This is a genomic window from Palleniella muris, from assembly GCF_004792655.1.
Lineage (GTDB): Bacteria > Bacteroidota > Bacteroidia > Bacteroidales > Bacteroidaceae > Prevotella > Prevotella muris_A.
Window position 1 is genome coordinate 47,871 of sequence record NZ_SRZC01000012.1, and the last position, 22,316, is coordinate 70,186.

General features: G+C 45.8%; 25 protein-coding genes and 1 tRNA gene. 13 read left to right on the plus strand and 13 right to left on the minus strand.

Annotated elements, in window-relative coordinates; genetic code table 11:
* Nucleotides 1-13 precede the first annotated feature (13 nt).
* The 4 genes from E5358_RS08340 to E5358_RS08355 all read left to right on the plus strand — a co-directional run bounded on the left by E5358_RS08340 (nt 14) and on the right by E5358_RS08355 (nt 2,515).
* The gene (locus tag E5358_RS08340; protein ID WP_135939747.1) at nt 14-394 is read left to right on the plus strand and encodes an MmcQ/YjbR family DNA-binding protein; all 381 of its coding nucleotides are present in this window, start codon (nt 14-16) and stop codon (nt 392-394) included.
* A 77-nt stretch (nt 395-471) separates the two neighbouring features.
* Nucleotides 472-1,050: a Crp/Fnr family transcriptional regulator gene (locus tag E5358_RS08345; protein WP_135939748.1), complete on the plus strand. Its 579-nt coding sequence runs from the start codon at nt 472-474 to the stop codon at nt 1,048-1,050.
* A 140-nt stretch (nt 1,051-1,190) separates the two neighbouring features.
* Entirely contained in the window at nt 1,191-1,874 is a 684-nt protein-coding gene (locus E5358_RS08350) for a hypothetical protein (RefSeq protein ID WP_135939749.1), read from the plus strand.
* Nucleotides 1,871-2,515 carry a hypothetical protein gene (locus E5358_RS08355; RefSeq protein ID WP_135939750.1) on the plus strand — a complete coding sequence of 215 codons (645 nt, stop codon included), beginning with the start codon at nt 1,871-1,873 and terminating at the stop codon, nt 2,513-2,515. The genes E5358_RS08350 and E5358_RS08355 overlap by 4 nt, the downstream gene beginning before the upstream one ends.
* A 342-nt stretch (nt 2,516-2,857) precedes the next feature.
* Here E5358_RS08355 and E5358_RS08360 read toward each other — a convergent pair whose 3' ends face one another.
* The 6 genes from E5358_RS08360 to E5358_RS08385 all read right to left on the minus strand — a co-directional run bounded on the left by E5358_RS08360 (nt 2,858) and on the right by E5358_RS08385 (nt 8,385).
* Nucleotides 2,858-3,385: a 3'-5' exonuclease gene (locus E5358_RS08360; protein ID WP_135939751.1), complete on the minus strand. Its 528-nt coding sequence runs from the start codon at nt 3,383-3,385 to the stop codon at nt 2,858-2,860.
* A 319-nt stretch (nt 3,386-3,704) separates the two neighbouring features.
* Nucleotides 3,705-4,289 carry a hypothetical protein gene (locus E5358_RS08365; RefSeq protein WP_135939752.1) on the minus strand — a complete coding sequence of 195 codons (585 nt, stop codon included), beginning with the start codon at nt 4,287-4,289 and terminating at the stop codon, nt 3,705-3,707.
* A 21-nt stretch (nt 4,290-4,310) separates the two neighbouring features.
* Nucleotides 4,311-4,805: an RNA polymerase sigma factor gene (locus E5358_RS08370; protein ID WP_135939753.1), complete on the minus strand. Its 495-nt coding sequence runs from the start codon at nt 4,803-4,805 to the stop codon at nt 4,311-4,313.
* Nucleotides 4,806-5,131: 326 nt separating this feature from the next.
* Entirely contained in the window at nt 5,132-5,791 is a 660-nt protein-coding gene (gene aat, locus E5358_RS08375; RefSeq protein ID WP_135939806.1) for a leucyl/phenylalanyl-tRNA--protein transferase, read from the minus strand.
* Between the two features lie 50 nt (nt 5,792-5,841).
* On the minus strand, nt 5,842-8,067 hold the full coding sequence (locus E5358_RS08380) for an AAA family ATPase (protein ID WP_135939754.1): 2,226 nt from the start codon (nt 8,065-8,067) through the stop codon (nt 5,842-5,844).
* Between the two features lie 3 nt (nt 8,068-8,070).
* Nucleotides 8,071-8,385 carry an ATP-dependent Clp protease adaptor ClpS gene (locus E5358_RS08385; RefSeq protein WP_135939755.1) on the minus strand — a complete coding sequence of 105 codons (315 nt, stop codon included), beginning with the start codon at nt 8,383-8,385 and terminating at the stop codon, nt 8,071-8,073.
* Between the two features lie 389 nt (nt 8,386-8,774).
* Here E5358_RS08385 and E5358_RS08390 point away from each other — a divergent pair, with 389 nt between their 5' ends.
* The 7 genes from E5358_RS08390 (at nt 8,775) to E5358_RS08420 (ending at nt 14,498) form a co-directional block, all read left to right on the plus strand.
* Nucleotides 8,775-10,262 carry a site-specific integrase gene (locus E5358_RS08390; protein WP_135939756.1) on the plus strand — a complete coding sequence of 496 codons (1,488 nt, stop codon included), beginning with the start codon at nt 8,775-8,777 and terminating at the stop codon, nt 10,260-10,262.
* Between the two features lie 50 nt (nt 10,263-10,312).
* Nucleotides 10,313-11,137, plus strand: coding sequence for a hypothetical protein (locus tag E5358_RS08395; protein ID WP_135939757.1), 825 nt, complete (start codon nt 10,313-10,315; stop codon nt 11,135-11,137).
* A 186-nt stretch (nt 11,138-11,323) separates the two neighbouring features.
* Nucleotides 11,324-11,605: a MerR family transcriptional regulator gene (locus E5358_RS08400; protein WP_135939758.1), complete on the plus strand. Its 282-nt coding sequence runs from the start codon at nt 11,324-11,326 to the stop codon at nt 11,603-11,605.
* 13 nt (nt 11,606-11,618) lie between these two features.
* On the plus strand, nt 11,619-11,801 hold the full coding sequence (locus E5358_RS08405; RefSeq protein ID WP_135939759.1) for a hypothetical protein: 183 nt from the start codon (nt 11,619-11,621) through the stop codon (nt 11,799-11,801).
* Complete coding sequence (locus E5358_RS08410) at nt 11,791-12,393, plus strand: DUF6291 domain-containing protein (RefSeq protein WP_135939760.1); 603 nt, start codon at nt 11,791-11,793, stop codon at nt 12,391-12,393. Before E5358_RS08405 ends, E5358_RS08410 begins: the two co-directional genes overlap by 11 nt.
* Nucleotides 12,378-13,709 (plus strand): replicative DNA helicase, encoded by a 1,332-nt coding sequence (locus tag E5358_RS08415; protein WP_135939761.1) that lies wholly within the window; start codon nt 12,378-12,380, stop codon nt 13,707-13,709. The genes E5358_RS08410 and E5358_RS08415 overlap by 16 nt, the downstream gene beginning before the upstream one ends.
* 162 nt (nt 13,710-13,871) lie before the next feature.
* On the plus strand, nt 13,872-14,498 hold the full coding sequence (locus E5358_RS08420) for a hypothetical protein (RefSeq protein WP_135939762.1): 627 nt from the start codon (nt 13,872-13,874) through the stop codon (nt 14,496-14,498).
* Nucleotides 14,499-14,901: 403 nt separating this feature from the next.
* On the opposite strand, the gene E5358_RS08425 is transcribed toward E5358_RS08420, so the two are convergent.
* The 4 genes from E5358_RS08425 to E5358_RS08440 form a co-directional block, all read right to left on the minus strand.
* A tRNA-Leu gene (locus E5358_RS08425) sits at nt 14,902-14,983 on the minus strand.
* 267 nt (nt 14,984-15,250) lie between these two features.
* The gene (locus E5358_RS08430; RefSeq protein WP_135939763.1) at nt 15,251-16,204 is read right to left on the minus strand and encodes an SPFH domain-containing protein; all 954 of its coding nucleotides are present in this window, start codon (nt 16,202-16,204) and stop codon (nt 15,251-15,253) included.
* A gap of 60 nt (nt 16,205-16,264) precedes the next feature.
* The gene (locus tag E5358_RS08435) at nt 16,265-16,723 is read right to left on the minus strand and encodes an NfeD family protein (protein ID WP_135939764.1); all 459 of its coding nucleotides are present in this window, start codon (nt 16,721-16,723) and stop codon (nt 16,265-16,267) included.
* A gap of 328 nt (nt 16,724-17,051) precedes the next feature.
* Nucleotides 17,052-17,690 (minus strand): MIP/aquaporin family protein, encoded by a 639-nt coding sequence (locus E5358_RS08440; RefSeq protein ID WP_135939765.1) that lies wholly within the window; start codon nt 17,688-17,690, stop codon nt 17,052-17,054.
* Between the two features lie 200 nt (nt 17,691-17,890).
* Here E5358_RS08440 and E5358_RS08445 point away from each other — a divergent pair, with 200 nt between their 5' ends.
* Both E5358_RS08445 and E5358_RS08450 read left to right on the plus strand, forming a co-directional pair.
* On the plus strand, nt 17,891-18,388 hold the full coding sequence (locus E5358_RS08445; protein ID WP_135939766.1) for a hypothetical protein: 498 nt from the start codon (nt 17,891-17,893) through the stop codon (nt 18,386-18,388).
* 75 nt (nt 18,389-18,463) lie between these two features.
* Complete coding sequence (locus E5358_RS08450) at nt 18,464-18,940, plus strand: thioredoxin family protein (protein ID WP_135939767.1); 477 nt, start codon at nt 18,464-18,466, stop codon at nt 18,938-18,940.
* A gap of 109 nt (nt 18,941-19,049) precedes the next feature.
* On the opposite strand, the gene E5358_RS08455 is transcribed toward E5358_RS08450, so the two are convergent.
* Genes E5358_RS08455 through E5358_RS08465 form a run of 3 tightly spaced genes read right to left on the minus strand, consistent with a single transcriptional unit; the run spans nt 19,050 to nt 22,170 of the window.
* Nucleotides 19,050-21,269, minus strand: a complete 2,220-nt coding sequence (locus tag E5358_RS08455) for a Tex family protein (protein WP_135939768.1) — start codon at nt 21,267-21,269, stop codon at nt 19,050-19,052.
* Between the two features lie 37 nt (nt 21,270-21,306).
* Nucleotides 21,307-21,903, minus strand: coding sequence for a P-loop nucleotide/nucleoside kinase family protein (locus E5358_RS08460; RefSeq protein WP_135939769.1), 597 nt, complete (start codon nt 21,901-21,903; stop codon nt 21,307-21,309).
* A 9-nt stretch (nt 21,904-21,912) separates the two neighbouring features.
* Entirely contained in the window at nt 21,913-22,170 is a 258-nt protein-coding gene (locus E5358_RS08465; protein ID WP_135939770.1) for a GrpB family protein, read from the minus strand.
* Nucleotides 22,171-22,316 lie beyond the last annotated feature (146 nt).

A 22,316-nucleotide genomic window follows, 5' to 3' on the forward strand; every position in this document is an offset into this window, starting at 1 on the left:
CCCATCAACAACCATGGACATCGAACAAATAAGGAATTACTGCCTCTCTCTCCCACAGACTTACGAAGACTTTCCATTCGACGAGGATGCGCTTGCCTTCCGCGTCATGGACAAGATTTTCGCAATGATAAGCCTCAGCAATCCGGAATGGTTCGTACTGAAATGCCACCCTGACCTGGCACTCCAACTGCGTGAGAACCACCACGAGATACAGGCAGCATGGCACATGAACAAGAAATACTGGAATCAGATTAACATCTTCGGCACACTTCCCGACAGCCTCATCACCGACATGATACGCCACAGCTATGCGGAGGTCGTGAAGAAAATGCCTAAGAAAATACAGACTGAATATCCGGAGCTACTGACCGTAACGTCACCACTCCGGCCATAACGCGCCACAGACCGCATGCCCCGTCTGACATCCACACCGTCTCAACACACACCCTATCCACCCCATAACCCGCAGCCATGGCAAACTTCAACTCCTACATTGATGCCATAGACATGAGTTTCTGGCAACAGATATGCGCGGAACACGGCACTCTCCACCGCCTGCGCAAAGGTGAGTCCCTCACCATTCCGAGAGCCGATGCCAAGCGGCTGAAATATGCCGGCATTGTAAAGAAAGGATATTTCAAATACACCGTGGCAGACACTGACGGCAACGAGCGCATCACAGGATTCTCATTCAGCGGTACACTCGTGGGAGATTTCCTCAACATCATTGACAAGACTCCGGTCAGGACAAACATCATTGCCGCCGTGGATACGGAAGCTGTCCTTGTCCCCATAGAGATTGTAAGGAAAATGCTCCTCTCCATGCCGGCCATGAGGCATGCCATGGCAGAGGCGCTGTTCAAGCAGGCATACACCACCTACACTGACATCGTCCGCCTCACACCAGAGGAACGCTACCGGGAACTGCTGAAACGGCATCCCGACATCCTGCAGAACATATCGCTGAAGGAGATGGCATCATACCTGCAGATAACGCCGACACACCTCAGCCGCATACGCAAGTCGCTGACATTCAATGAGGGGGGGTGATTTTTCCTATATCAAAGCCCTGTCGCTCTGAGCAACATACATCATAAACTTTTTCTCCCATAACGTGCAACTCTCAACATTTGTTGAGAGTTGTTTTGTTTTCAGGCAATAACTTTGCCACTGAGAAAAAATCCAACAGTATGAAAGCAAAAACAACATTCCTCTCAGCACTTGCCGCCATTGCCGCATTGTGCCTCACCACTCTACCGTCATGCCAGATAGCGGAGGCTGTCATTGCCGGCACAACATTCTACGAAACGGAAATAACCACCGTGGATAACCGCATCATATCAGGGCAGATAGGCGGACAGAGATCGTCAAATCTTCCTTCCGGCGCCAAGACAATAAGCATAAAGACCGCCGAGGGAAGGCAGAAGATAAAGAGTGAGACCATCAGATACATGACACTCTCACGCAAGGGGAAGCCGGAGAAACAGCAGACTCTCGTCTATACCGACTACAAAATCCCTTACACGAAGAAAGGCGAGCTTAAGTTCCGCACCTACAAGAGCTGGCAGATACTCAACAGCGTGGGCGACAACCTCATCGTGACAGCCTACGGCAACACCTACAGTCTGGCAAAAGACGGCGCGCTCATCATCACCTACAGCAGAGATACCGGCATACAGTATTGCCTGCAGAGGAAGGGAGACGACTGTCCCATACATTTCGGACGCAACACCTCAAGCCGCTCCCACATGCGCAAGCAATGGCAGAAATTCCTCGCCGACGACCCTGCTCTCTGTGAGAAAATAAAGACAAAGGAGATTGACGCCTTCGACTTCAAGACCATAACCGAGCAATATACCCCTCAAGGAAAATGACCCAACACGGCATACATACCGGCATACGGCACCTGCTGCTGACAGCCTTCCTGTCACTCTCCTCACTGAACGCCGTGGCGCAGGAGACATCATGGAAAGACGGCGGCATGCTCTTCACCATAGGAGCCGGCTATGAACACATGCCTGACGCCTACTCTCCGCAGGGCATAGCCTTTGACATCAGCGCGCGTTTCTACACTTCCGAACGCCTGTTCTGGGAAATAAACGGCCATTGGGGCTCGCACAGCGGCAATAAGGATGTCATGCAGAAAGGACGCCCGTTCAGTATCCATGACGAGCGCAACTGTCTCCTTGCCGCCACGGGACCGGGTTATGAAGTGTTGCAGACCGGGAACCGCTTCTTTGACGTCTATGTCAAGGCTCTCATAGGCTATGGCGCAAAGAAGGCGGAGTATGACAGATACGAGCCTCTCCCGCCATACGAAAGCAGCGGGATTATCGTGGAAGACGGCAGAATAACCCTTGGAAGCAGCGACAGCCGTAAAGGCATAGCCGCCGTATTTGGCATCGGGGCAGACCTGCGCTCCAAGCGCTGGACACTCACCCCGTCAGTAAATGCCATATATGTCGGCCGGAAATGGAATATCGCCCCTATGATTGCCGTAGGCTATTTTTATTGAGACACGGTTAGAGAAGGACAGCATCGGCGGCGGCAAAAGAGAAGCCTTTCACTTGCAGCAAACAGGTGAAAGGCTTTTTTCATCCCACAAACTTCAGATACGGAGAGACACATCGGCAGGCCATTCCCAACAGAAAGGAATGCCCGCAGAATTATTCTCCATATTCTTTTCCAAAATGTCAAGGCATGTGCCATCCATGTCCCACCATTATGAATCGCAATAGTAAGGAAAGCATCACCGACCGGCAGCATCACCGACCCGTAACCGGCAATATCTCTGTCACCACATTGCAATGAATCGATAAAGACACCCTGTCATGTGCGGCAATCCCACCATTCACCATCAAGGCCGGAACAAACCGCCATCTTCCATTTCCCTCAAATACAAGCGTGCGCACATCTCCGCGTCATCTCCGGCACGGTGGTGAGTACCTTCAGGAATACCGAACTGCTCACAAAGATAGCCCAGCGTATTGCAACCAAAGGCGTACATCTGCCTGGCTGTTTTCAGTGAGCAGTGCCATTTCAGGTCAGGCAAATGGAGGTGGTAAAGCCTGGCGGAATGCTCCAGACAGCTGCGATCGAAGGGAGCATTGTGCGCCACAAACGTGTCAAACTCGTCAAGGTACAGACGCTCGATCTCTTCCCAAACCTCCGGGAAAGAAGGGCTGTCGGCGGTGTCTTCCGGACGAATGCCGTGACACTTAATGTTCCAATAACTGTATTGGTTGTCCTCCGGCTGCACAAGCCATGAGCGCGTTTCTGCAACCTCGCCGTCACGCACAACACAGATGCCCACCTCGCACACCGAAGCGCGCTTGCCTGTCGCCGTCTCAAAATCTATCGCTATGAAGTTCAATCCTTTAGTCATTTTTTTCGTTTTTTCATAATAGTTTCACTACAAAGGTATATATTAATCCGTGAAAAACCGTGCCTTCTGTCCGGTATTTTCTTCCTCCTGTCCATTCTTAACGTTTTTTGTATTTTAGCGGAAGCTATCAGCCTATTATTCAGCAAGATACGATGAGCAAGGCAAAAGGTAACGCTTTACCGTGCAAAGCGTTACCTTTTACACTATAAAGCGTTACCCCTCACAACACGAAGTGTTACCTTTCGTTTCACCACTCCCGGCATGCGCTGTCCGGAGTCCTTTCCGTGCGCAAGACCAAGTGTTTCCAGGAAATGCGGAATCATTGTTCCGTGAACTCCTCTACCTCCTTGACAGTCTCGTTGATGAGCCGCATTTCCTTGCGGAACATCCATGCAAAAAACACTAAGCCGAGGGCGAAACCTACCAACATCACATAGATGTTTGAGAGCATCTGCGCATTGCCGGAATGGTTCCGGAACATGGTGGAAGTCAGCAAAGCCAGCCAAAGAAGCAGTGCCGGCACCTCTATCGCCATGGCAAGTTTCTCGTTGCGCTTGAAGCGGAGCATGCGGCGGCTTGTGGCAAGGAGGTCACCCGTCGAAAGGTCTTTCATCCCACGCGTGTTAATCACATTGTAGACGGCTTCGGCTATCGCACCAATGCAGAGGGTCGTCGTCAGGAACAGTGAATGAGAAAATGAATAGACGGCTGCTGCAACCAATGGAAGCATGAGGAGCCCTGCCACGGTGATGTAGACATTGCAATTGCGTATCCACATGATTTTCGAGTGCATCGCCTTGCGCAGCATCTTGTCGCCCACGGTCACCTGCTTGTCAAGTTTTTCCTTGAATGCGGAAAGTTCCTTGCGCATCATCTCCAGTTCGTCAGTTGTATTGGTATTCATAATCATTTGTCTTTTAGTTGTTTAACATTCATTACCCTGTGAATTCATCCTTTTCAACTCCTCCTTTATGCGGAAAAGCCTTACCGACACATTCTTGGCTGTGATACCCACGACATCGCCAATCTCTTCGTAGCTCATGTTTTCAAGCCAAAGGAGGATTATGGCACGGTCAAACGGACCGAGCTTGGCGATTCTCTTGCGCAGCATTTCCATCTGCCGGGCGTTGCTGTCAGTGTCATCGAAAGGGCTTACACCACTAAGCACACCCTCCACGGCGCGCTTCCGCTTTTTCTTCTTGTCGAGGGTGATGCAGACATTCAGGCTGACACGGTAGACCCAAGTCTTGATGTTGCTTCTCCCTTCGAAGCGCGAATAGCCCTGCCAGAGATTGACGAGAATCTCCTGAAAGAGGTCGTCCACCTCGTCGCTGTCTTTGGAGAACATATAGCAGACGGTGTAGATGGTGCTTTTGTTCGCCCTGACCATCTGCATGAACTCTTTTTCGTTCTGTTTCATTTTTCTGTTGTTTTTTTGTTCAGCTTTCAATCGTTAGTATTCGTTTCAGGCGAAAAACTACACGATAAGGTGATTTTTTTTACGAACAAAGAGACAATGCCTGTTTTGGCAAAGTCTCTTTGTTGGCATAAAAGAATATTGATGCCCGCTAAAAAACAAAGATAGGCAGTGAAGCTCTTATATATTATATCTTATGAGTTTTTTCCTTCAAGAGAGACTTGTCTTGAGAACCGCTAACGCGGTTCTCTGCACAGAAGCATCCTGATAGTCATGTACACAATCAGAGAAGCATTGTGTTTTGCCGGACACCAGGAATAAAAGAAAGGTTATCTCCACAAAATGTCCATATACTCTTCGTAGGAGATGTGCCGTCCGCCCATGGATTTCAGGTGCGGTGTCTCAAACTGGCAGTCTATCAGTTTGCCGCCATGCTCCTTTAGATGCTCCGCCAAGTGAACCAGTGCTATCTTCGATGCACTCGGCACAAGGGAGAACATGCTCTCGCCAAAGAATCCGCCGTTAAGGTAAACGCCATACAGCCCGCCTGCAAGTTTGCCGTCCATGTCCCACACTTCCACACTGTGCGTGACACCCTGCTCATGCAATTTCGTGTATGCCTCAACCATTTGTGGTCCCAACCAGGCTCCCTCCTCATCTATACGGAGCTGCGAACAATGCTCGATGACCTCGCGGAAACACTTGTCCATTGTGACAGTGTACTTGCCCTTGTTCAGCAATGTGCGCATGGAGTGCGAGACATGAATCTCCTCCGGAAAGATGACAAACCTGTCCATAGGGCAGTACCAATGCAGTTCGTTGAGACGGAATGCCGCCCATGGGAATATTCCTTGTGAATAAGCCTCGACAAGACGCTCTGGGCTGAGGTCACTGCCCACAGCGAACAATCCGTCCGGAAGTCTGTCCTTCATAGGAACGGACAATGGGTCCGGGAAGGATTTGTCGTCATCATCCAGCAGAAAGACTATCTTTCCCTGCACTTCTACATAATAGTATTCTGTCGCCGCCATGTCAGGAATTACGCTTTTATTTTAAGATTTGAGTCTTCGACAATGACCTCCACGACATTGCCATTCATGGTTTCTCCCCTCAGAATGCTGCGCATGAGCAACGGTTTCAGCATCGAAGTGATGACGCGGTCTATCTCCCTGCCGCCATATTCTGCCGAGAATCCTTTTTCAAGCAACAGCTGTTTCGCTTCGTCGGACAATCGCAGAGTGATGTTTTTCGCCTTCAGTTTGTCGGACAAGTGCTGCAGCTTCTTTTCAAGGATGCGCTCCGCCATACTTCTGTCCATGTCGTTGAAGACGGTTATTGCTGTCAGACGGTTGAGGAATTCAGGCTTGAAAGTCCTCTTCACGCTCTTCATCATCACGCTGCCGGCGGTGGATGTGTTGGCAAAACCTATCGACTGCTTGGCAAACTGCGCACCGGCATTGGTGGTCATGATGATTACGGCGTGTCGGAAATCTGCTTTCTGACCTTTGTTGTTGGTAAGCATGGCGTAGTCCATGACCTGCAGGAGTATGTTGTAAATGTTCTGATGAGCCTTCTCCAGCTCGTCAAGGAGCAGGACACAGTGGGGAGTCTTGCGTATGGCGTCTGTCAGCAGACCGCCGTCATCGTAGCCGACATATCCTGCAGGCGAACCGATTAGTTTGGCGACAGTATGCTTTTCGGCATACTCACTCATGTCAAAGCGGATAAGCGGCACACCCAATTCTGCTGCAAGAACCTTGGCAACCTCTGTTTTTCCGACACCGGTAGGTCCGACAAAGAGCAGGCTTCCCATTGGTTTGTTGTCGTCAATCAGTCCCGTGCCTGCCATCTGCACCGCCTCGGAAACCTCCCGGACAGCCTTGTCCTGACCGAATATCTGCGCCTTGATTCTCTTATCCAAATCGACAAGGCGTTGCAAATCGTCCTTGTCCTCGGCAAGTATGTCCACCTTGCATATCTTTGCCAGCACCTCCGCAACAAGCTTTTTGTCAACGGTTTGGACAGCATCCTGCGTAGGATGCAGCTTTCTCCATGCGCCGGCTTCGTCCAAAAGGTCGACAGCTTTGTCAGGAAGATAGCGTCCTGTGATGAACTTTGCAGACGCCGTGACGGCATACTTTATAGCCTCGTCTGTGAACGCCACATGGTGGAAATCCTCGTATCTGCCCTTTATGCCGTTAAGGATTTCCACGCAATCGTCAATGGACGGCTCAAGGATTGGCACCATTTCAAACCTTCGACTGAAAGCCTTGTCACGGATAAAGTTCTTGTTGTATTCCTCGTAAGTCGTCGCACCGATGACACGCACAGTGCCGTCGGCAAGATAAGGTTTCATGATGTTCCCCGCGTCCAGCGAACCTTGGTCCATCCTTCCGGCACCGATGATGTTGTGAATCTCGTCAATGTACAGTATGGCATTGCCGGTTTCCTCAACACCGTCAAGCACACTCTTCAAACGTTTCTCGAACTCTCCACGATAGCTTGTGCCGGCAATGAGCGCGCCTAAGTCAAGGGCGTAAACCCTGCTGCCGGCTATGCATTCCGGCACTTCCTCGTTTTCTATCATTGCAGCAAGACCATAGGCGATTGCCGTCTTGCCTACTCCGGGTTCGCCCACATGCAGAGGGTTGTTCTTATCCTTACGGCTGAGAATCTGGACAGTGCGCTCCAGTTCTTCCTTGCGCCCCACCAAAGGATTGTAACAATCAACGTTGTCATTCAGGCAAGTGACATATTTCTCCCATTCGCCTTTCTTTTCCGGTGTGTCTGCTCCTTCTTCATGCTTTTCCTCTATGCCCTCTGACTCGTATTCCGTCACAAGGTGCGACATGAAAAGCCCTTTGTTGCCGCCATGAATCTGTGCAAGAATCTTGCTGCAATAAGAGTCTTCTTGCATCATCATCACTTGAATGACATGCGTAACATCAAGAAGCCTTCCGTAAGCACCTTCAAGAGCCACGAAGGCGGCATTCACCACTTTGCCAAGGTGCTGCGAAGGAGCAACCTGACAGTCCATATCGTCAGGAACAACCGGCAAATATTTCTCCAGATATTCTTGCAGACTATCCTGTGCCCTTTTGCATTCTTCACTGTCAGGGCATGCCTTTTGGAACTGTTCCTGCTGCGCAACAGCCCACAGCAGATGCTCTGGAGTAAGGAATTCATGGCGTGATTCCTGCGCAAAAGCTTCTGCTTCGCTCAGGGCTTCCTGAAGCAGTTCTGTGGAATTTTCTATGATTAGCATCTTCTATCCTTTATGAGGTTGTACCTTAACGCGCAGCGGAAAACCCTCCGCCTGCGCCATTTGCATGGCCTTATGCTGCTTTGACTCTGCAATGTCAAGAGTGTATGTGCCGACAACGCTCTGTCCTTTCTTATGTATGGCAAGCATTATCCGCTCCGCAGCAGGCTGGTTGTGGAAGAAAACCGTCCGCAACACTTCCACGACAAAATCCATTGTCGTGAAGTCGTCGTTAAGCATCACGACATCATACATATCCGGTTCCTCATCCTTCACTCTTGTCTTTGAGCCTGTCCCCTCCTGTTCTTTATACTGTGGCATATCACTTTCGTTTTATCGATTATAAACTATCAGGTGCAAAATTATAAATTTTTTTTGTAAAATCCTCCTTTTTTATGGCGAAAAGCAAACATATTCCCATATAAAACGAAAGAGTCCTCACCGTACAAATGTACTGCAAGGACTCTTCTTTGTGCGCCTGATAGGCACACAATATATGAAAACGTATAAAATCGGGTAAAATACGCACACGGTTATAAGATACTGATATTTAATGCTTTGTTTTTATATTTTGTTTTTGCTCGTTTTCTTGAAATAACGTTTGTTTTTAATTAGGTCACCAAAAAGTCACCAAAAAGTCACCAAAATTTTTGTTTCGGTCACATTTTTTTGATACCTTTGCAAATAGATAAAACATTAAATATTCAAATATGAAAATAACGAAAAGGTTACAGGCAAAAGCAGATGCCGAGGGCAGAAAACAAATTTATCTTTCCGCGTACACAAAAGTTGATGGCAAGTCGTTCCACCTAACCGCTAAAAGTGAGGTTTACACGTTGCCGGTGTTTTTTGACAATGATAAGGGTATAGACCTAAGCAAGAAACGTATCATAGCCCCCGATGTACGCAAGTATCACACCGAGCAGCTGGAAAAACTCAATGGAATAATAACAGCGATAAGCAAAGCTGAAACAGAGGTCGGCAATGATAAATCTGTTATGGTTGGTGATTGGCTGAAAAATGTTGTGGATAAACACCTGCATCCCGAAAACTACCTGACAAAGGAGCAAAAAGAAAAGAATAAGACTTTTTACGAGCTTGCCGAGGACTATTTGGTAAAGAAACAATTCAGCTATGACCATACCAAGGGCTTCCGCGTGCTGGTGCGTGCCGTGGCAAGGTATGAGTATTTTATCCGCGAGACAGACAAAAAACGCAAGGACTTTTCTTTCAATGTGCATACCGTGACACGTGACGATATAGAAGATTTTCGCGACTATTTGCGAGCAGAGAAAGATTTGGCCGAGGAATATCCAAAAATATTTGAGAATATTCTGAAAAACTATCCGGCAAACATAAAGGCCGGTTATGGTCTGATAGAGGGCAGGGGTGAAAACGCTACAATAAAGCTGATGAAGAAACTAAAAGCGTTTTTTCATTGGCTGGTGGAGACTGAACGCACTAAAAACAGACCGTTTGAGGGTATAAAGATAGGCTGTGAGAAATACGGCACGCCGTTTTATATAACGCTGGAGGAACGCAATATAATTGCCTCAACGCCGATGCCTACAAAACATTTGGAACATCAGAGGGATATTTTTATTTTTCATTGCTTTGTGGGGTGTCGTGTTGGTGACCTTGTAAAACTTACGGCAAGCAATATCCACGATGATGTACTGACTTACGCGCCGCACAAAACAAAGGATGAGGGTGAGCAAAGCAAAGTGGCAAAGATACCTTTGTCGGACACAGCAAAAAGCCTTATAGCAAAATACAACGGCGTTGACAAGAAAGGACGGCTTTTTCCTTTCATTAGTCCCCAAAAGTACAACGATGCAATAAAGGAGATATTCACACTTGCCGGCATAACAAGAAAAGTTATCGTGCGCAATGCTCTCACAGGTGAGAATGAAAACCGCCCAATAAACGAGGTGGCAAGTTCCCATCTTGCCAGGCGTACATTTGTGGGGAACGCTTATAAACAGGTGGCAGACCCTAATATTATCGGCGAGATGTCGGGACACGTTGAGGGGAGCAGGGCATTTTCTCGATATAGGAACATTGAGACGGAAACACTGAAAGATGTAATTTCTAAGATAGACAAGCCAACGGCAACAAAGGGCGATACTGATAAGCGCGAGAAGTTGCTGGCGGCTGGTTTTACGGAGGAACAGGTAAACATGATAATGGCAATATAATTTGAAATCACAAATTGTGATATTAAGAAGAAACCATAAAAACAAAATAAATGGACGGTTTAACGAAATATATAACTTTGCTTTCTGATATAAGTAATATAGTCGGGGAGCTAAAGCTGCAAATACCTTTTCCGTGTATAGCTTTTTCTATGCTCATAGATAGTTTAGATGAAAAAATAGGAAAAATTCAGTCGGTGGAAACAAGAACGGAACTTGATGAATGTTTGGCACAATTGCCGGTGGCTTCACTGCAAGCAAGGCTTGACGGGTTTTCGTGGCGTGATTTTGTGAGCATTGAGAAACAAAATTTGGATAATTTATACCCGGCGATTGAGGAAAGAATAAAAGAATATATCCATAAAGGGGAAGTTCAGGAGGATGCTACTATTAGAAACACATTATTCAGAATTTTCATTGCTGTCAAAGGTGACATTCCTAAGGCTATTAATTTTTTGGCTATGACAGCACAGAAGTACTGTTATTCTTTCAGCGAGGGGACGGTTTTGTTTTCTTTGCTTTCGGGGTATGGTGCAATGTTTGAGGAACAAGAGGGAACAGCCTTACCAGCTGAAAATGCAGTCGTTGTTCAACAGGGACAAAGACAGCAACGCAAGTCTGATTGTAGTGCGTGGAATATTACAGATGAGCAAATAACGGAAATAAGAAATATTATCGAAAATGGTAACAAAAACAAAATGTCCAGGATTGCTACATTGAGGCTGATTCTCGCTTATTTCAAAAATGGAAATATAAATATTCCTAACTTTAATACATTTTCTAATGTTTTCGAATTCTCAAACAGAAGCGACTACAATAAAGAGGTAAAATCATTAAATGAAGAACCTCTGCAAATAGACAAGACATTTTCACGGTAAATAATTCGCTTAAATAACGGCATTTACGGCGCAACCGTAAATACCGTTTTTATTTTCTTGCATTCCCTTTATTTTCTTTATACTTTTGCACTCAGACGAGTGGAAGCCGCCACCCGTTGAGGTTCTTTCTTTCTCACCGGCGGCAAGGTGGGGAGGAGAGAGCTGAAGACCATAAATTATATTTAAATGTATAATATTCAAAATTTAATTAATTCGGGAATTGATAATTTGCAGGTTGTGGTATCGGTTACAGACCTTAAAGAGTTCGCTTTATCGCTTATAGATGAGGCAAAGAACATTGTACCGGAAAAGGAAGATAAGGAGCTTACAGCCATGGAAACTGCAAAAATACTCGGTGTATCAACTAATACACTATGGAGGTGGGAACGTGACGGCTACCTCATTCCTAAGCGCGTGGGAAAACGCCCCGTGTATTTTCAATCGCAAATAGATTCATTGAAAAAGTAAGGAGGGCGGCAATATGGAAAACAGAAAGAAAAGACACGCGGAAATGATAGGACGCTGCTTTGTCAATCTTTGCCTTATGGTCAAAGATGGCGATTCGTTTGAAAAAATAGGAAATCATGTTAGAGAGCTGGCGGGTATTGTGAAGTCCGCCGATATGCTGGAGGAAGAAGAAAGGAGGGAAAGCAATGGAGAATAGACCGTATTTTTCTTTCTACCGGAGCTTTAAGGACACTTTAAATATGTTGCCGGTATCTGATAGACTGGAGGTTTACGAGGCCATTTGCGACTATGCCCTCGATAGAATAGAACCAACATTCACCACGCCGATGGCAAATATCCTATGGGTGCAGCTAAAAGCGACCATTGATTCGCAATGGACAAAATTCCTTAATGGGACTAAGGGTGGTTGTCCGAAAGGGACAAAGAAGCCTACAATGAACGGCAACCAAAATGCGAGAAAATCAGAAAACAAAACCGAAACGAAACCAAATCAAAACCGAGACAAAACCAATAGTATAGTAATGTATAGTAAAGTAAAGGATAAGGATAATATTATGGCGGCTACCGCCGACAAAGAAAATAATAAATTCTTTGTTGCATTGAGAGAGAAATTCCCAACGCTTGCTAAGTTCCGTTCACCACTAACAGAAGAGGAATATGGTAAGCTGGTCGCGGACTATGGAGAGCAGAAAGTACATGAGAAAATGCTCGCACTTGATAATGTGGTTGGAGCAGAGAAAAAATATAAATCAGTTAATAGAACATTGCGTATATGGTTGAAAAAGTAGAAATTCAAGTTGAAAAATGCGTTATCGGAGCTTTGCTGATAGACAGCAACGCATACAGCGAGATTTCCGATATTTTATCTACCGATGACTTTGAAAGCCCCGTGTGGAGGGAAATTTACACCACTATCGCAACACTCGCCAATGAGGGGAAAACCGCCGATATGCTCACCGTCGCACAGATTCTCACCGGCAAAATTGAATTTATAGAAATTGCATGTATTAGCGAGAGTGTTGCAACATCCGCCATGGTAAGAGAGCACGCTTTGCAACTCCGAGAAATATCGGATAAACGGAAAATATGGCAGCTATGTACAGCACTTGCCGCCGAGGCAAAGAATCCCACTGTTACAGCCGATGAGATACGCGAGAAATTGCAAGGAGCTTTACAGGAGGGTATACCGGCAGGAGTAAGGAGTTTTAGGGACATTCTCAAAGATGTAAATTCTACCGTTGAGAAAAATCTCGCAGGAGGGGAGAAAAGCGGCATATCTACTGGCTGGCCTTATATTGACGAAAAAGGCAGGTTTAGACTTGGAAACCTCGTGATTATTGCCGGTGACACATCTCAGGGCAAAACCGCCTTTGCCCTATCTATCGCGAAATTTGCAGCCTCAACAGGAACACCAACAACCTTTTACTCACTGGAAATGACTTCACAGGAGCTGGGTACGCGCGTAATATCTATGCATTCAGGCATCAGGTCGCTTGATATAGCAACGCGACCGTTGGCTGAACATGACATAAAAAAAATTGATGAGGCTGCCACTCGCTTGTGTGATATACCTTTGTACATTGACGAGCGTAGTACTTCACGTTTAGAAAACATCATGGGAAGCATAAGGCGGTTAGTGAAGCGTTTCGGTGTACGCTTAGTATTCGTTGACTACCTGCAAATACTTGGCATCAGCGACAAGGGAGTTAACCGAGAGCAGCAACTCGCCGATGCGGCACGAAAGTTGAAAAACCTCGCCAAAGACCTGAATATCGTCATTGTGGCACTCTCGCAACTAAACCGCAACATTGAAAACCCAGAACCGAGCAAAGACCGTGTAAGGGACAGCGCGCAGATAGTTGATGCGTGTGATATATTGCTTATGGTTTATAGACCGGAATTTTACGGGCGGAAATACAGCGGAGAATACGCAAACGTGGATACACACAATACGGCGCAGATAAAGCTGGAAAAAGGGCGTAATATGGGTGTAGGCAGCTGGATATGCGGTTTTGTGCCGGAGCTGACAATGTTCTATCCGCTCGACCGTGTTCCATATATCACAGAGGAGAAGAAAAAAACAGGGTATTTCGCGAACATATAGTGCATTATTTGGCGCGCGAAGGCTGTTATACGCACGGCAGGGCTGCAAAAGTAGTGTTTCTTTTGCTTCTAACAGCCTTTTAAGCCAAAAACCTGCAACTTATAAGAAGCGCAGAGAAAAATGTCCTAAAAGGAAAAACAACACAAATTTAAAATTAAAGTTATGACAGAAAAAAAGATTTATACAGACACAAAGAAAGTCGAAAATCAGAGAATTTACAATAAGAAATACGCTGAGGCTGTCAATGATGCGCTGGAGAACCTGAAAGAGCTGGGAGTGACCCTTTCCACGGATGCAGAGATAGTGGAGTTTCTTTCATCCCTTGATACAACCATTGCACGGCAGGAGGAGAAAGCCCGTGCGGATTTTGATGCTTATGTAAGCACCTTGCCCAAGTCTATACAGGGAAGTTTCAAGTTTAATGGTGACGGCACAGCAACGGTTATCAGGAGTGCCCACACACATATAAGGCGTGCTATAAGCCCACAAATGGAGAATTACACACGCGTTGATAACGGTCGGTGTGTGTTTGATGAAGAGTGTGAGGAAAAGCTGGTTAAGGCGTGTTCTATCTATTCAAATAACCCGAAAGCAGAATATCTTTGGCAGCGTGCGCAGGAGATAGCCGACAGCCTCAACACATTCGAACAGGACATAAAGGCCGCAGGATGCACATTTGCCGCCGTGGGGATGTGGCAGCGGTTTATTGGCATGATAGAGTTCAGTGGTGAAGAGTATTTTGCCAACCCCACCGCCATTTATCAAACCAACATCAAGAAAAGAAAATAATCTGTTTTCCATATCTATTGTTTGGGGAGTGACTCACTTTGTTTGGGTTGCTCCCCTTTTTTGAAAAAAGAAAAAAATATTTTTGAAGGTAGCATTTAATATTAGCGCACGAAAACAGGGGGCGGGGTGTCAGCCTCAACACCGGTAAAAAGCAGATAGGGAATTTTAACGGATACTACACACATTTTGCAGATTGCTTGCATTTTGTTTGTTTTGTAGTCTCACAGAAAATTTGTACCTTTGCAATGAATATTTAATGTGGCGGTTGTAAGTCGGGAGATTTGCAGCCGCTTTTTATGTGTCAAAAGCAATTAGACTTTGATTAAGTCACCAAAAAGTCACCAATTTGCTTAAAAGAAAAATCGTAAATATCTATAATTTAGACACTTACGATTTTACACAGTGCGCCTGATAGGACTCGAACCTACACGTCGCAAAACACCAGATCCTAAGTCTGGCGCGTCTACCAATTTCGCCACAGGCGCGAAAGTGGACACAAAGGTACGAAGAAAATGGCAGACTGCAAAACCATATTGGGGTTATAGGAGAATAATTACATTTTCTTAACAACAAAAAGAGGTATTTCCAATAACGTATAGAGGATGTTTTAATAATGAAGAAGGACAAGTCCAACAACGAAGAAAAACAATGTGCAGAACCGAAATGACGACGGTTCTGCACATTTATTCTGTATTATACTTCTGCCTTCAACACCGTTAAGCAAGTAACAGCGTAAGGATTTCAGATATGCTTTACTTGCCTTCCTTGAACAATTCCTTGATTCCACCGATGGAACCGAGGACATTAGTTGCTTCGTAAGGCAGATAAACAGTCTTTGTCTTGTCACCCTGCGCAAGCTCCTCCATCATCTGTATGTACTTCTGAGCAAGGAGATAGTTGGCAGGATTGGTACTCTGCCCCACAGCCTCGGTAATTTTCTGTATGGCGATGGCCTCTGCTTCTGCCTTGCGGATGCGTGCCTGTGCCTCACCCTCGGCACGCAGGATAGCCTGTTGCTTGTCAGCCTCAGCACGATTGATGATAGCCAGTTTGTCACCCTCGGCATGGAGGATAGCCTGCTGCTTGTCAGCCTCGGAATTAAGGATTGTGGCACGCTTGTTACGCTCAGCCTGCATCTGCTTCTCCATAGCCTGAAGCACAGACTCCGGCGGCATGATGTCCTGCAACTCCACGCGATTGACTTTCACGCCCCACTTGTTTGTTGCGTCATCAAGGACGGCGCGGAGCTTAGTGTTGATTGTGTCGCGTGATGTCAGTGTCTGGTCAAGTTCCAGTTCACCGATGATATTTCGCAATGTTGTCTGCGTCAGCTTCTCAATGGCGTTTGGCAGGTTGTCAATCTCGTAGACAGCCTTGAACGGGTCAACAATCTGGAAATACAAAAGTGCATTAATCTGCATCTGTATGTTATCCTTCGTGATTACATTCTGACGGTCAAAGTCATAAACCTGCTCACGGAGGTCGATGGTAGACGAGTAGATATAGCGTCCCCGGCGCAACGCAATGATCGGTTTTGCACGGTCAATGAACGGGATGATGACATTCACACCCGGTGAGAGTGTGGCGAAATACTTGCCGAGACGCTCGATGATGCGGGTTTCTGACTGCGGCACAATGACAAGTGCGTTCTTGGCAAAAAGAGCCACCAGGATTACGATGGCTACGATAACATAGATTCCTACCATATTATTATAATGTTTTTGGTTATGATTCCGCCCAGTATGGTCACGGGCAATAAAAGTTTCTTACAATGGAGCAACAGTTATGATTATGCTGTCACGGGAGACCACCTTCACCCTACTGCCTACAGGAATAGTCATGCCGTCCTGCGACTGCGCTTTCCAGTCATCACCGTCTATCGCCACTCTGCCGTAGCCTGTGCCGGTAATCTGCTCGCTTACGCGCCCTTCCTTGCCCAACAGTGCATCTGCATTGCTCACTTTCTCATTCTCTTTCGGGTGGAGATATTTCTTTATTATAGGGCGGATAAGGAAGATGCTCACTGCCGTGGCAAAGGCAAACGCCGACAACTGCGCAACAAAACTGTCCGTAAAGAATGACACAAGGAAACTCAACAGTGCTCCGCAGGCAAAGCAAAAGACGTACAACGTGCCTGTGAGCAACTCGATAATAAGGAAAGCAACACCCACTACTATCCATAAAGCCCAGTCAAGAGGGACATTTCCGATAACAAGATCAATCATACTTTCTCTTAGGTTTTTTAGTTTGTTATTAGCTTTCTTCTCCGACCTCTACATGCATCAAAGGCATCCAATCATAAAGATTCCAACCATGCTGTCAAGGCAAGAGCATTGGTAAAGTTGTTGCAAAGATAATGCTTTTTTCTGAAAAATGCAAGGATTTTCATGTTTTTACGCATCATATTAATATTATTTCTTTTTCCATCCTTACACCTCTTGCAGGCAGTGAAATGATCAAAAGGCAATCAATCAGGAAGGTTACAACAATCAAAATGGGGCTGCCGGACAACATAAAAAGCCGACAGCCCCATTTTGTATCGTAGAATGAGAATCATTTCTCTTCCGAACCGATGCACCGCCATACCATTGCGGAAACGGCAGCACCGAGGAATGGACCGACGATGAATATCCAGAGGTCTGACAATGCCTGTCCGCCCTCAAACACCGCCGGAGCGATTGAGCGTGCCGGATTTACAGATGTACCTGTATAACGGATGCATACAAGATGAACCAGCACCAGTGAAAGTCCTATTGCCAATCCCGCAAAGTTTCCTGCGCCTTTCTTCTCGTCTGTTGTTCCAAGAACTACAAGCACGAACACCGCCGTGAACACAATTTCCGCAATGAGTGCCGACGTTACAGTGATGCCCTCCTGACACATGTTTGCTCCGGTACCCTCAACAGCCGAATTTGAAGTGAGCACCCAAAGAATCGCAGAGCCGATGAAGGCACCGACAACCTGGAACAGCATGTACATGCCAGCATCTTTCGCACTGATACGTTTGGTGAGCAAACAGCCAAGTGTAATCGCCGGATTGATATGGCACCCGCTTATTCCTCCAATAGCATACGCCATAGCGACAACAGAGAGACCAAAGGCAAACGATGTCGCCATAACTCCGGCAGCATCACCGCAACCAATCAGCACAAGCACCATTGTGCCAACCATTTCTGCTAAATACTTTTTCATCATTCTTAGTTATTAAGCAAAAACTGACAAAAAATACGTTATTTTATCTCTATATTTCTAACAAACAATGAATTTATTTTGGTAATTACAAGAAAATTACATATCTTTGCATAAGACCAACTATATCTCGACAGTTCGGAACAAGCCCAACTGCCATCGGCTTGTATTATGTTAGTCAGAACCTTATAATTTAAGAACAAATGAAAAACTTCATATTAGGTATAGTCAGCAGCTTAATAGCATCTGGCTTGTATTGGGTACTAACATCAAAATTAGTATGGACATACTCCATGCAACTATGGATATGGCTTTTACTTACCCTCATCTTATATTTTGCATATAAATTATGGAAATATTTTATGTTTCAATATAAATTACATTGTGTGCTTTCAGAATATAAAGAAGGTAGTATGGGTGATTCTTATCTCTATACATGGGAATATAAAAAGAGCAAAGGGAATTATAGCGTTTATGGGTATGAACCGTATTGTATTCGTTTAAAATATGATGTTAAAGAAAATCTTTCAAAGTCAAATACATTCATTTGCGGACATGATGTTCCAGAAGATACGCTAAAAAGATTCATACAGCTAAATATTGTATGCATGATGAATAAAAAACTACAGCCTACTATATTCCCAACCTTAGAATATCTAAATTATACACAAGACTCGTCTAAGCATGGTATTATACATTAATTTGTCCCTCATGTTTACACTATAGATTGTTATTATCAAACTCAATATATAATAAAATCACATACTTACAATATAATGAGAAAACATCTTTTATCAATGCTCATTCTTGTTGCATTCGCATTGAATGCCGATGCACAGGTGAAGAAAGTCTATGACGAAACCATTGACCCAATGGTGCAGATTGACAACGCTGTGATGAAAGCCAGGCAGGAGGGGAAATACGTTGTCTGTCAGATTGGCGGCAACTGGTGTCCGTGGTGCCTGCGCTTTGCCGACTTCATAGAGAAGGATGTGGCGGTGGCAAAGGTTGTTGCGGACAACTATGTCTATATACATGTGAACTACCCTCGCAGGAAAGCACCGACAGAACTGCTTAAACGCCTTGGAAATCCAGGACGCTTCGGTTATCCCGTCATGGTTGTACTGAATGAAAAAGGGAATGTAATCCACATTCAGGACAGCTCTTTCTTGGAGGAAGGTCAGGGCTATGACCAAAAGAAAGTCCTGCGCTTCTTCAATGCTTGGACGCCAAAAGCAGTAGAAGGAAAATAAGTTAGCCACTGTTTTTACGTTTTGCAAAAAAGTAAGAAGCAAAGAGGTCACGATTCGCATAATAACGAATCCTGACCTCTTTTTTAGTCAACAAAATTATTTTGCTATCCTACCGCATAGAAAGCGCAATTCTGTTACGTCTCAAATCCACGTCCAACACCCTGACCGTGACATGCTGGCGGAGGTGGACAACCTCGTTAGGGTCTTTTACAAACTTGTCTGCCAACTGCGAGATGTGCACCAATCCGTCCTGATGCACACCAACATCGACAAACACACCAAAGTTTGTGATGTTGGTCACTATGCCCGGCAGCGTCATGCCAACGGTAAGGTCGTCAGGCGTATGCACATTAGGATCAAACCGGAACTCTTCAATCTGCTCACGCGGGTCACGTCCGGGCTTCTCAAGCTCTTTCATAATGTCGGTGAGAGTCGGGAGTCCGACTTCTTCTGTCGTATATTTTTTTATGTCAATGAGTTGTCGCTTCTCCGGCGATTTTATCAGTTCCAAGACTGTGCATTCCCGGTCTTTAGCCATCTGCTCCACTATCTTGTAACGCTCAGGGTGCACCGCACTGTTGTCAAGCGGATTCCTTGCGTCAGGGATGCGCAAGAAGCCGGCACACTGCTCGAAAGCTGCCGGACCGAGGCGTGGCACTTTCTTCAGTTGCGCTCGTGAGCTAAACGCTCCGTTGGCGGTACGGTATTCCACGATGTTTTTCGCCAAAGAGGGACCAAGCCCGCTGACATAAGTTAGGAGATGTACACTGGCAGTATTCAGATTCACGCCTACCGAGTTAACGCAGCTTTCCACAGTTTGGTTGAGACTGTTCTTCAGCTTTGTCTGGTCAACATCATGTTGGTATTGCCCTACACCAATGCTCTTCGGGTCTATCTTTACCAATTCCGCCAACGGATCCATAAGTCTGCGCCCGATAGACACAGCTCCTCTTACTGTGACATCCTCGTCAGGGAACTCATCGCGTGCTGTCTTCGATGCAGAATATACCGAAGCGCCATCCTCGCTGACAACGAATATCTGCGGTTGGCACTCAAACTTTATGTCGCGAATGAACTCTTCTGTCTCACGACCGGCGGTGCCGTTGCCTATCGAGATTGCTTCTATCTTATAGCGTTTCACCATTTGCTGCACATTGCCCATCGCACGCAGACGGTCATTCTTTGGCGGATGAGGGAAGATTGCCTCATGGTGAAGCAGGTTGCCTTGCTCGTCAAGGCAGACCACCTTACAGCCGGTTCTGAATCCGGGGTCAACGCCCATCACCCTCTTCTGTCCTAACGGTGCTGACAGCAACAATTGGCGCAGATTGGCAGTGAACACCTTTATCGCCTCATCGTCAGCCTGCTGCTTGCTAAGTGCGGCAAACTCTGTCTCTATCGAAGGGTTGAGCAGACGCTTGAAAGAATCTTCGCACGCTTCTCTGATGAGTTTATTGCACGCCTCTTCACTGCCACGGTCACCAACAGAGACAGACATGGTCTTTACTGCGCCTCTGCCTGAGGCGTTAAACTTGTTTTTCAAAGCGTCAAGAGCGTTTGCAGAAATCCTGTTCTTGTTAGCAAACAAACGTTGCAGTTTGTCTATGCAACGCTCCTCGTCGGCACTAATCGTCACACGCAGTATACCCTCCGCCTCACCACGTCGCATTGCCAACAGTCGATGAGAAGAGCATTTGCGCAGCGGTTCGGAAAAGTCAAAATAATCAGCATATTTCTGCGCCTCATCGCTGTCTTGCTTTGCCTTCACCACCTTTGAAGCAATAACGGCGTCACGTTGGTAAGACATGCGCACTCCCTGGCGGGCACGCTCATCCTCATTGATGTTTTCCGCGATAATGTCTTGTGCCCCTTGCAGTGCGTCCTTCACCGATGCGACATTCTCGTTAAGGAATTTCTTTGCCTCTCGCTCCGGGTCGCATCCTTGCTGCATGATGAGCGTTGCCAACGGCTCAAGTCCTTTCTCTCGCGCTATCTGCGCACGAGTGCGGCGTTTCGGCTTATATGGCAGATAGATGTCTTCCAACTCATTTGCATCCCAGCATCCATCAATGCGTTCTTGCAGTTCGGGAGTCATCTTCCCTTGCTCCGTGATAGTCTTGACGATAGTCTCTTTGCGCTTCGCCACATCCTTCAGCGTGGCATAAAGGTTGGCAATCTCTCCAATCTTCACTTCATCCAGTCCTCCTGTACGTTCTTTTCTATAACGTGAAATGAATGGGATTGTGCAACCTTCGTCCAATAGTTGCAGTGTATTGCTGACAGCGTTCTCGGAAAGCGTCAGCTTCTCCGCTATTTTTTTGCTAAACATACTTTAGATTTGATATAATCATTTTAGGAATAAACATTCAACCGAGTATTTGAGAAGTAGCGGTAACAATTTGGCAACCGTGTGATTCATTATATAACAAATGCCGCCTCTCTTTAACATGTTCTTTGATTATCGAAACGGTTTTTTCAATGGAACAATCTGTAGTGTTTATGACAATTGACTCATAATCACCGAGATTAACAAACTGTTTCCACATTGTTTCAACTAACTCTATATTGGTGTCTCTATTTAATTTGGTCCGTTCAATGGCACGTTTCATAGTTTCTTCTTTGTCCGCTCTCAATATGATGTAGTGAATTTCATACCCTTCTTGTATAGCTTCTTTCCAAGGAGTTAAGAACCAAGGACCTACAATACCATCAACAATCACATCATATCCACTGCGGGCATAACGTTTGGCAGCTTCCAAGAAAGCTTCGACAACAACAATATTCTGTTCCTGAGATTCGGGCAAATGGGGCGGTATTGCCCCTTTACTCAAGTAGTGGTAAAAATCATCTGTATGCATGTGCACAGACCTTGCAAAATCAGATTCTTTTGCGATAATTGTTGCTATCGTAGTTTTTCCTGTTCCCGGAGAACCGGTAATTATAATAATTCTACCTCGGTACATGTCAATATGTTATTTTTGAAACTGTTTTATACCTTCCGGATTTCCACTGCACAATACATCCATATTGTCAAAAATCTTTTCGGGACTCCAATTCCACCATTTCAGTCGTAATATCGGTTTGGCGGCAAGTCCGGGTACAGCAGTACTTCCGATATGATAAAGTGCTTTACAATTATTGCTCAATATCTTTCGGATTCGTTTTGCTTCTTCTTCGAAAAGGTCAGGCCAAGCAGGATTATAATCTGTTACTGTAATATGTTGTGGCATATTTTACTTGAGTTGTTCAATACAATGACATGCAAAATGACGAAATCGACTGCAAAATTACAAAAAAGCCGTGATATTCCATCCTATTTAGAACGGTTTATTACGGCTTTTTATTGAATTAAAGTAATTATTTCTATTAGACATAG

Bases quoted from the DNA above. Each gene is read 5' to 3' on its own strand.
- E5358_RS08345 (WP_135939748.1), top strand. From the start codon at position 472: ATGGCAAACTTCAACTCCTACATTGATGCCATAGACATGAGTTTCTGG.
- E5358_RS08395 (WP_135939757.1), top strand. From the start codon at position 10,313: ATGGACGGTTTAACGAAATATATAACTTTGCTTTCTGATATAAGTAAT.
- E5358_RS08465 (WP_135939770.1), bottom strand. From the start codon at position 22,170: ATGCCACAACATATTACAGTAACAGATTATAATCCTGCTTGGCCTGAC.
- E5358_RS08435 (WP_135939764.1), bottom strand. From the start codon at position 16,723: ATGATTGATCTTGTTATCGGAAATGTCCCTCTTGACTGGGCTTTATGG.
- E5358_RS08430 (WP_135939763.1), bottom strand. From the start codon at position 16,204: ATGGTAGGAATCTATGTTATCGTAGCCATCGTAATCCTGGTGGCTCTT.
- E5358_RS08405 (WP_135939759.1), top strand. From the start codon at position 11,619: ATGGAAAACAGAAAGAAAAGACACGCGGAAATGATAGGACGCTGCTTT.
- E5358_RS08385 (WP_135939755.1), bottom strand. From the start codon at position 8,385: ATGCCACAGTATAAAGAACAGGAGGGGACAGGCTCAAAGACAAGAGTG.
- E5358_RS08380 (WP_135939754.1), bottom strand. From the start codon at position 8,067: ATGCTAATCATAGAAAATTCCACAGAACTGCTTCAGGAAGCCCTGAGC.
- E5358_RS08370 (WP_135939753.1), bottom strand. From the start codon at position 4,805: ATGAAACAGAACGAAAAAGAGTTCATGCAGATGGTCAGGGCGAACAAA.
- E5358_RS08390 (WP_135939756.1), top strand. From the start codon at position 8,775: ATGAAAATAACGAAAAGGTTACAGGCAAAAGCAGATGCCGAGGGCAGA.
- E5358_RS08440 (WP_135939765.1), bottom strand. From the start codon at position 17,690: ATGAAAAAGTATTTAGCAGAAATGGTTGGCACAATGGTGCTTGTGCTG.
- E5358_RS08360 (WP_135939751.1), bottom strand. From the start codon at position 3,385: ATGACTAAAGGATTGAACTTCATAGCGATAGATTTTGAGACGGCGACA.
- E5358_RS08450 (WP_135939767.1), top strand. From the start codon at position 18,464: ATGAGAAAACATCTTTTATCAATGCTCATTCTTGTTGCATTCGCATTG.
- E5358_RS08400 (WP_135939758.1), top strand. From the start codon at position 11,324: ATGTATAATATTCAAAATTTAATTAATTCGGGAATTGATAATTTGCAG.
- E5358_RS08340 (WP_135939747.1), top strand. From the start codon at position 14: ATGGACATCGAACAAATAAGGAATTACTGCCTCTCTCTCCCACAGACT.
- E5358_RS08410 (WP_135939760.1), top strand. From the start codon at position 11,791: ATGGAGAATAGACCGTATTTTTCTTTCTACCGGAGCTTTAAGGACACT.
- E5358_RS08445 (WP_135939766.1), top strand. From the start codon at position 17,891: ATGAAAAACTTCATATTAGGTATAGTCAGCAGCTTAATAGCATCTGGC.
- E5358_RS08460 (WP_135939769.1), bottom strand. From the start codon at position 21,903: ATGTACCGAGGTAGAATTATTATAATTACCGGTTCTCCGGGAACAGGA.
- E5358_RS08365 (WP_135939752.1), bottom strand. From the start codon at position 4,289: ATGAATACCAATACAACTGACGAACTGGAGATGATGCGCAAGGAACTT.
- E5358_RS08355 (WP_135939750.1), top strand. From the start codon at position 1,871: ATGACCCAACACGGCATACATACCGGCATACGGCACCTGCTGCTGACA.
- E5358_RS08420 (WP_135939762.1), top strand. From the start codon at position 13,872: ATGACAGAAAAAAAGATTTATACAGACACAAAGAAAGTCGAAAATCAG.
- E5358_RS08415 (WP_135939761.1), top strand. From the start codon at position 12,378: ATGGTTGAAAAAGTAGAAATTCAAGTTGAAAAATGCGTTATCGGAGCT.
- E5358_RS08455 (WP_135939768.1), bottom strand. From the start codon at position 21,269: ATGTTTAGCAAAAAAATAGCGGAGAAGCTGACGCTTTCCGAGAACGCT.
- E5358_RS08350 (WP_135939749.1), top strand. From the start codon at position 1,191: ATGAAAGCAAAAACAACATTCCTCTCAGCACTTGCCGCCATTGCCGCA.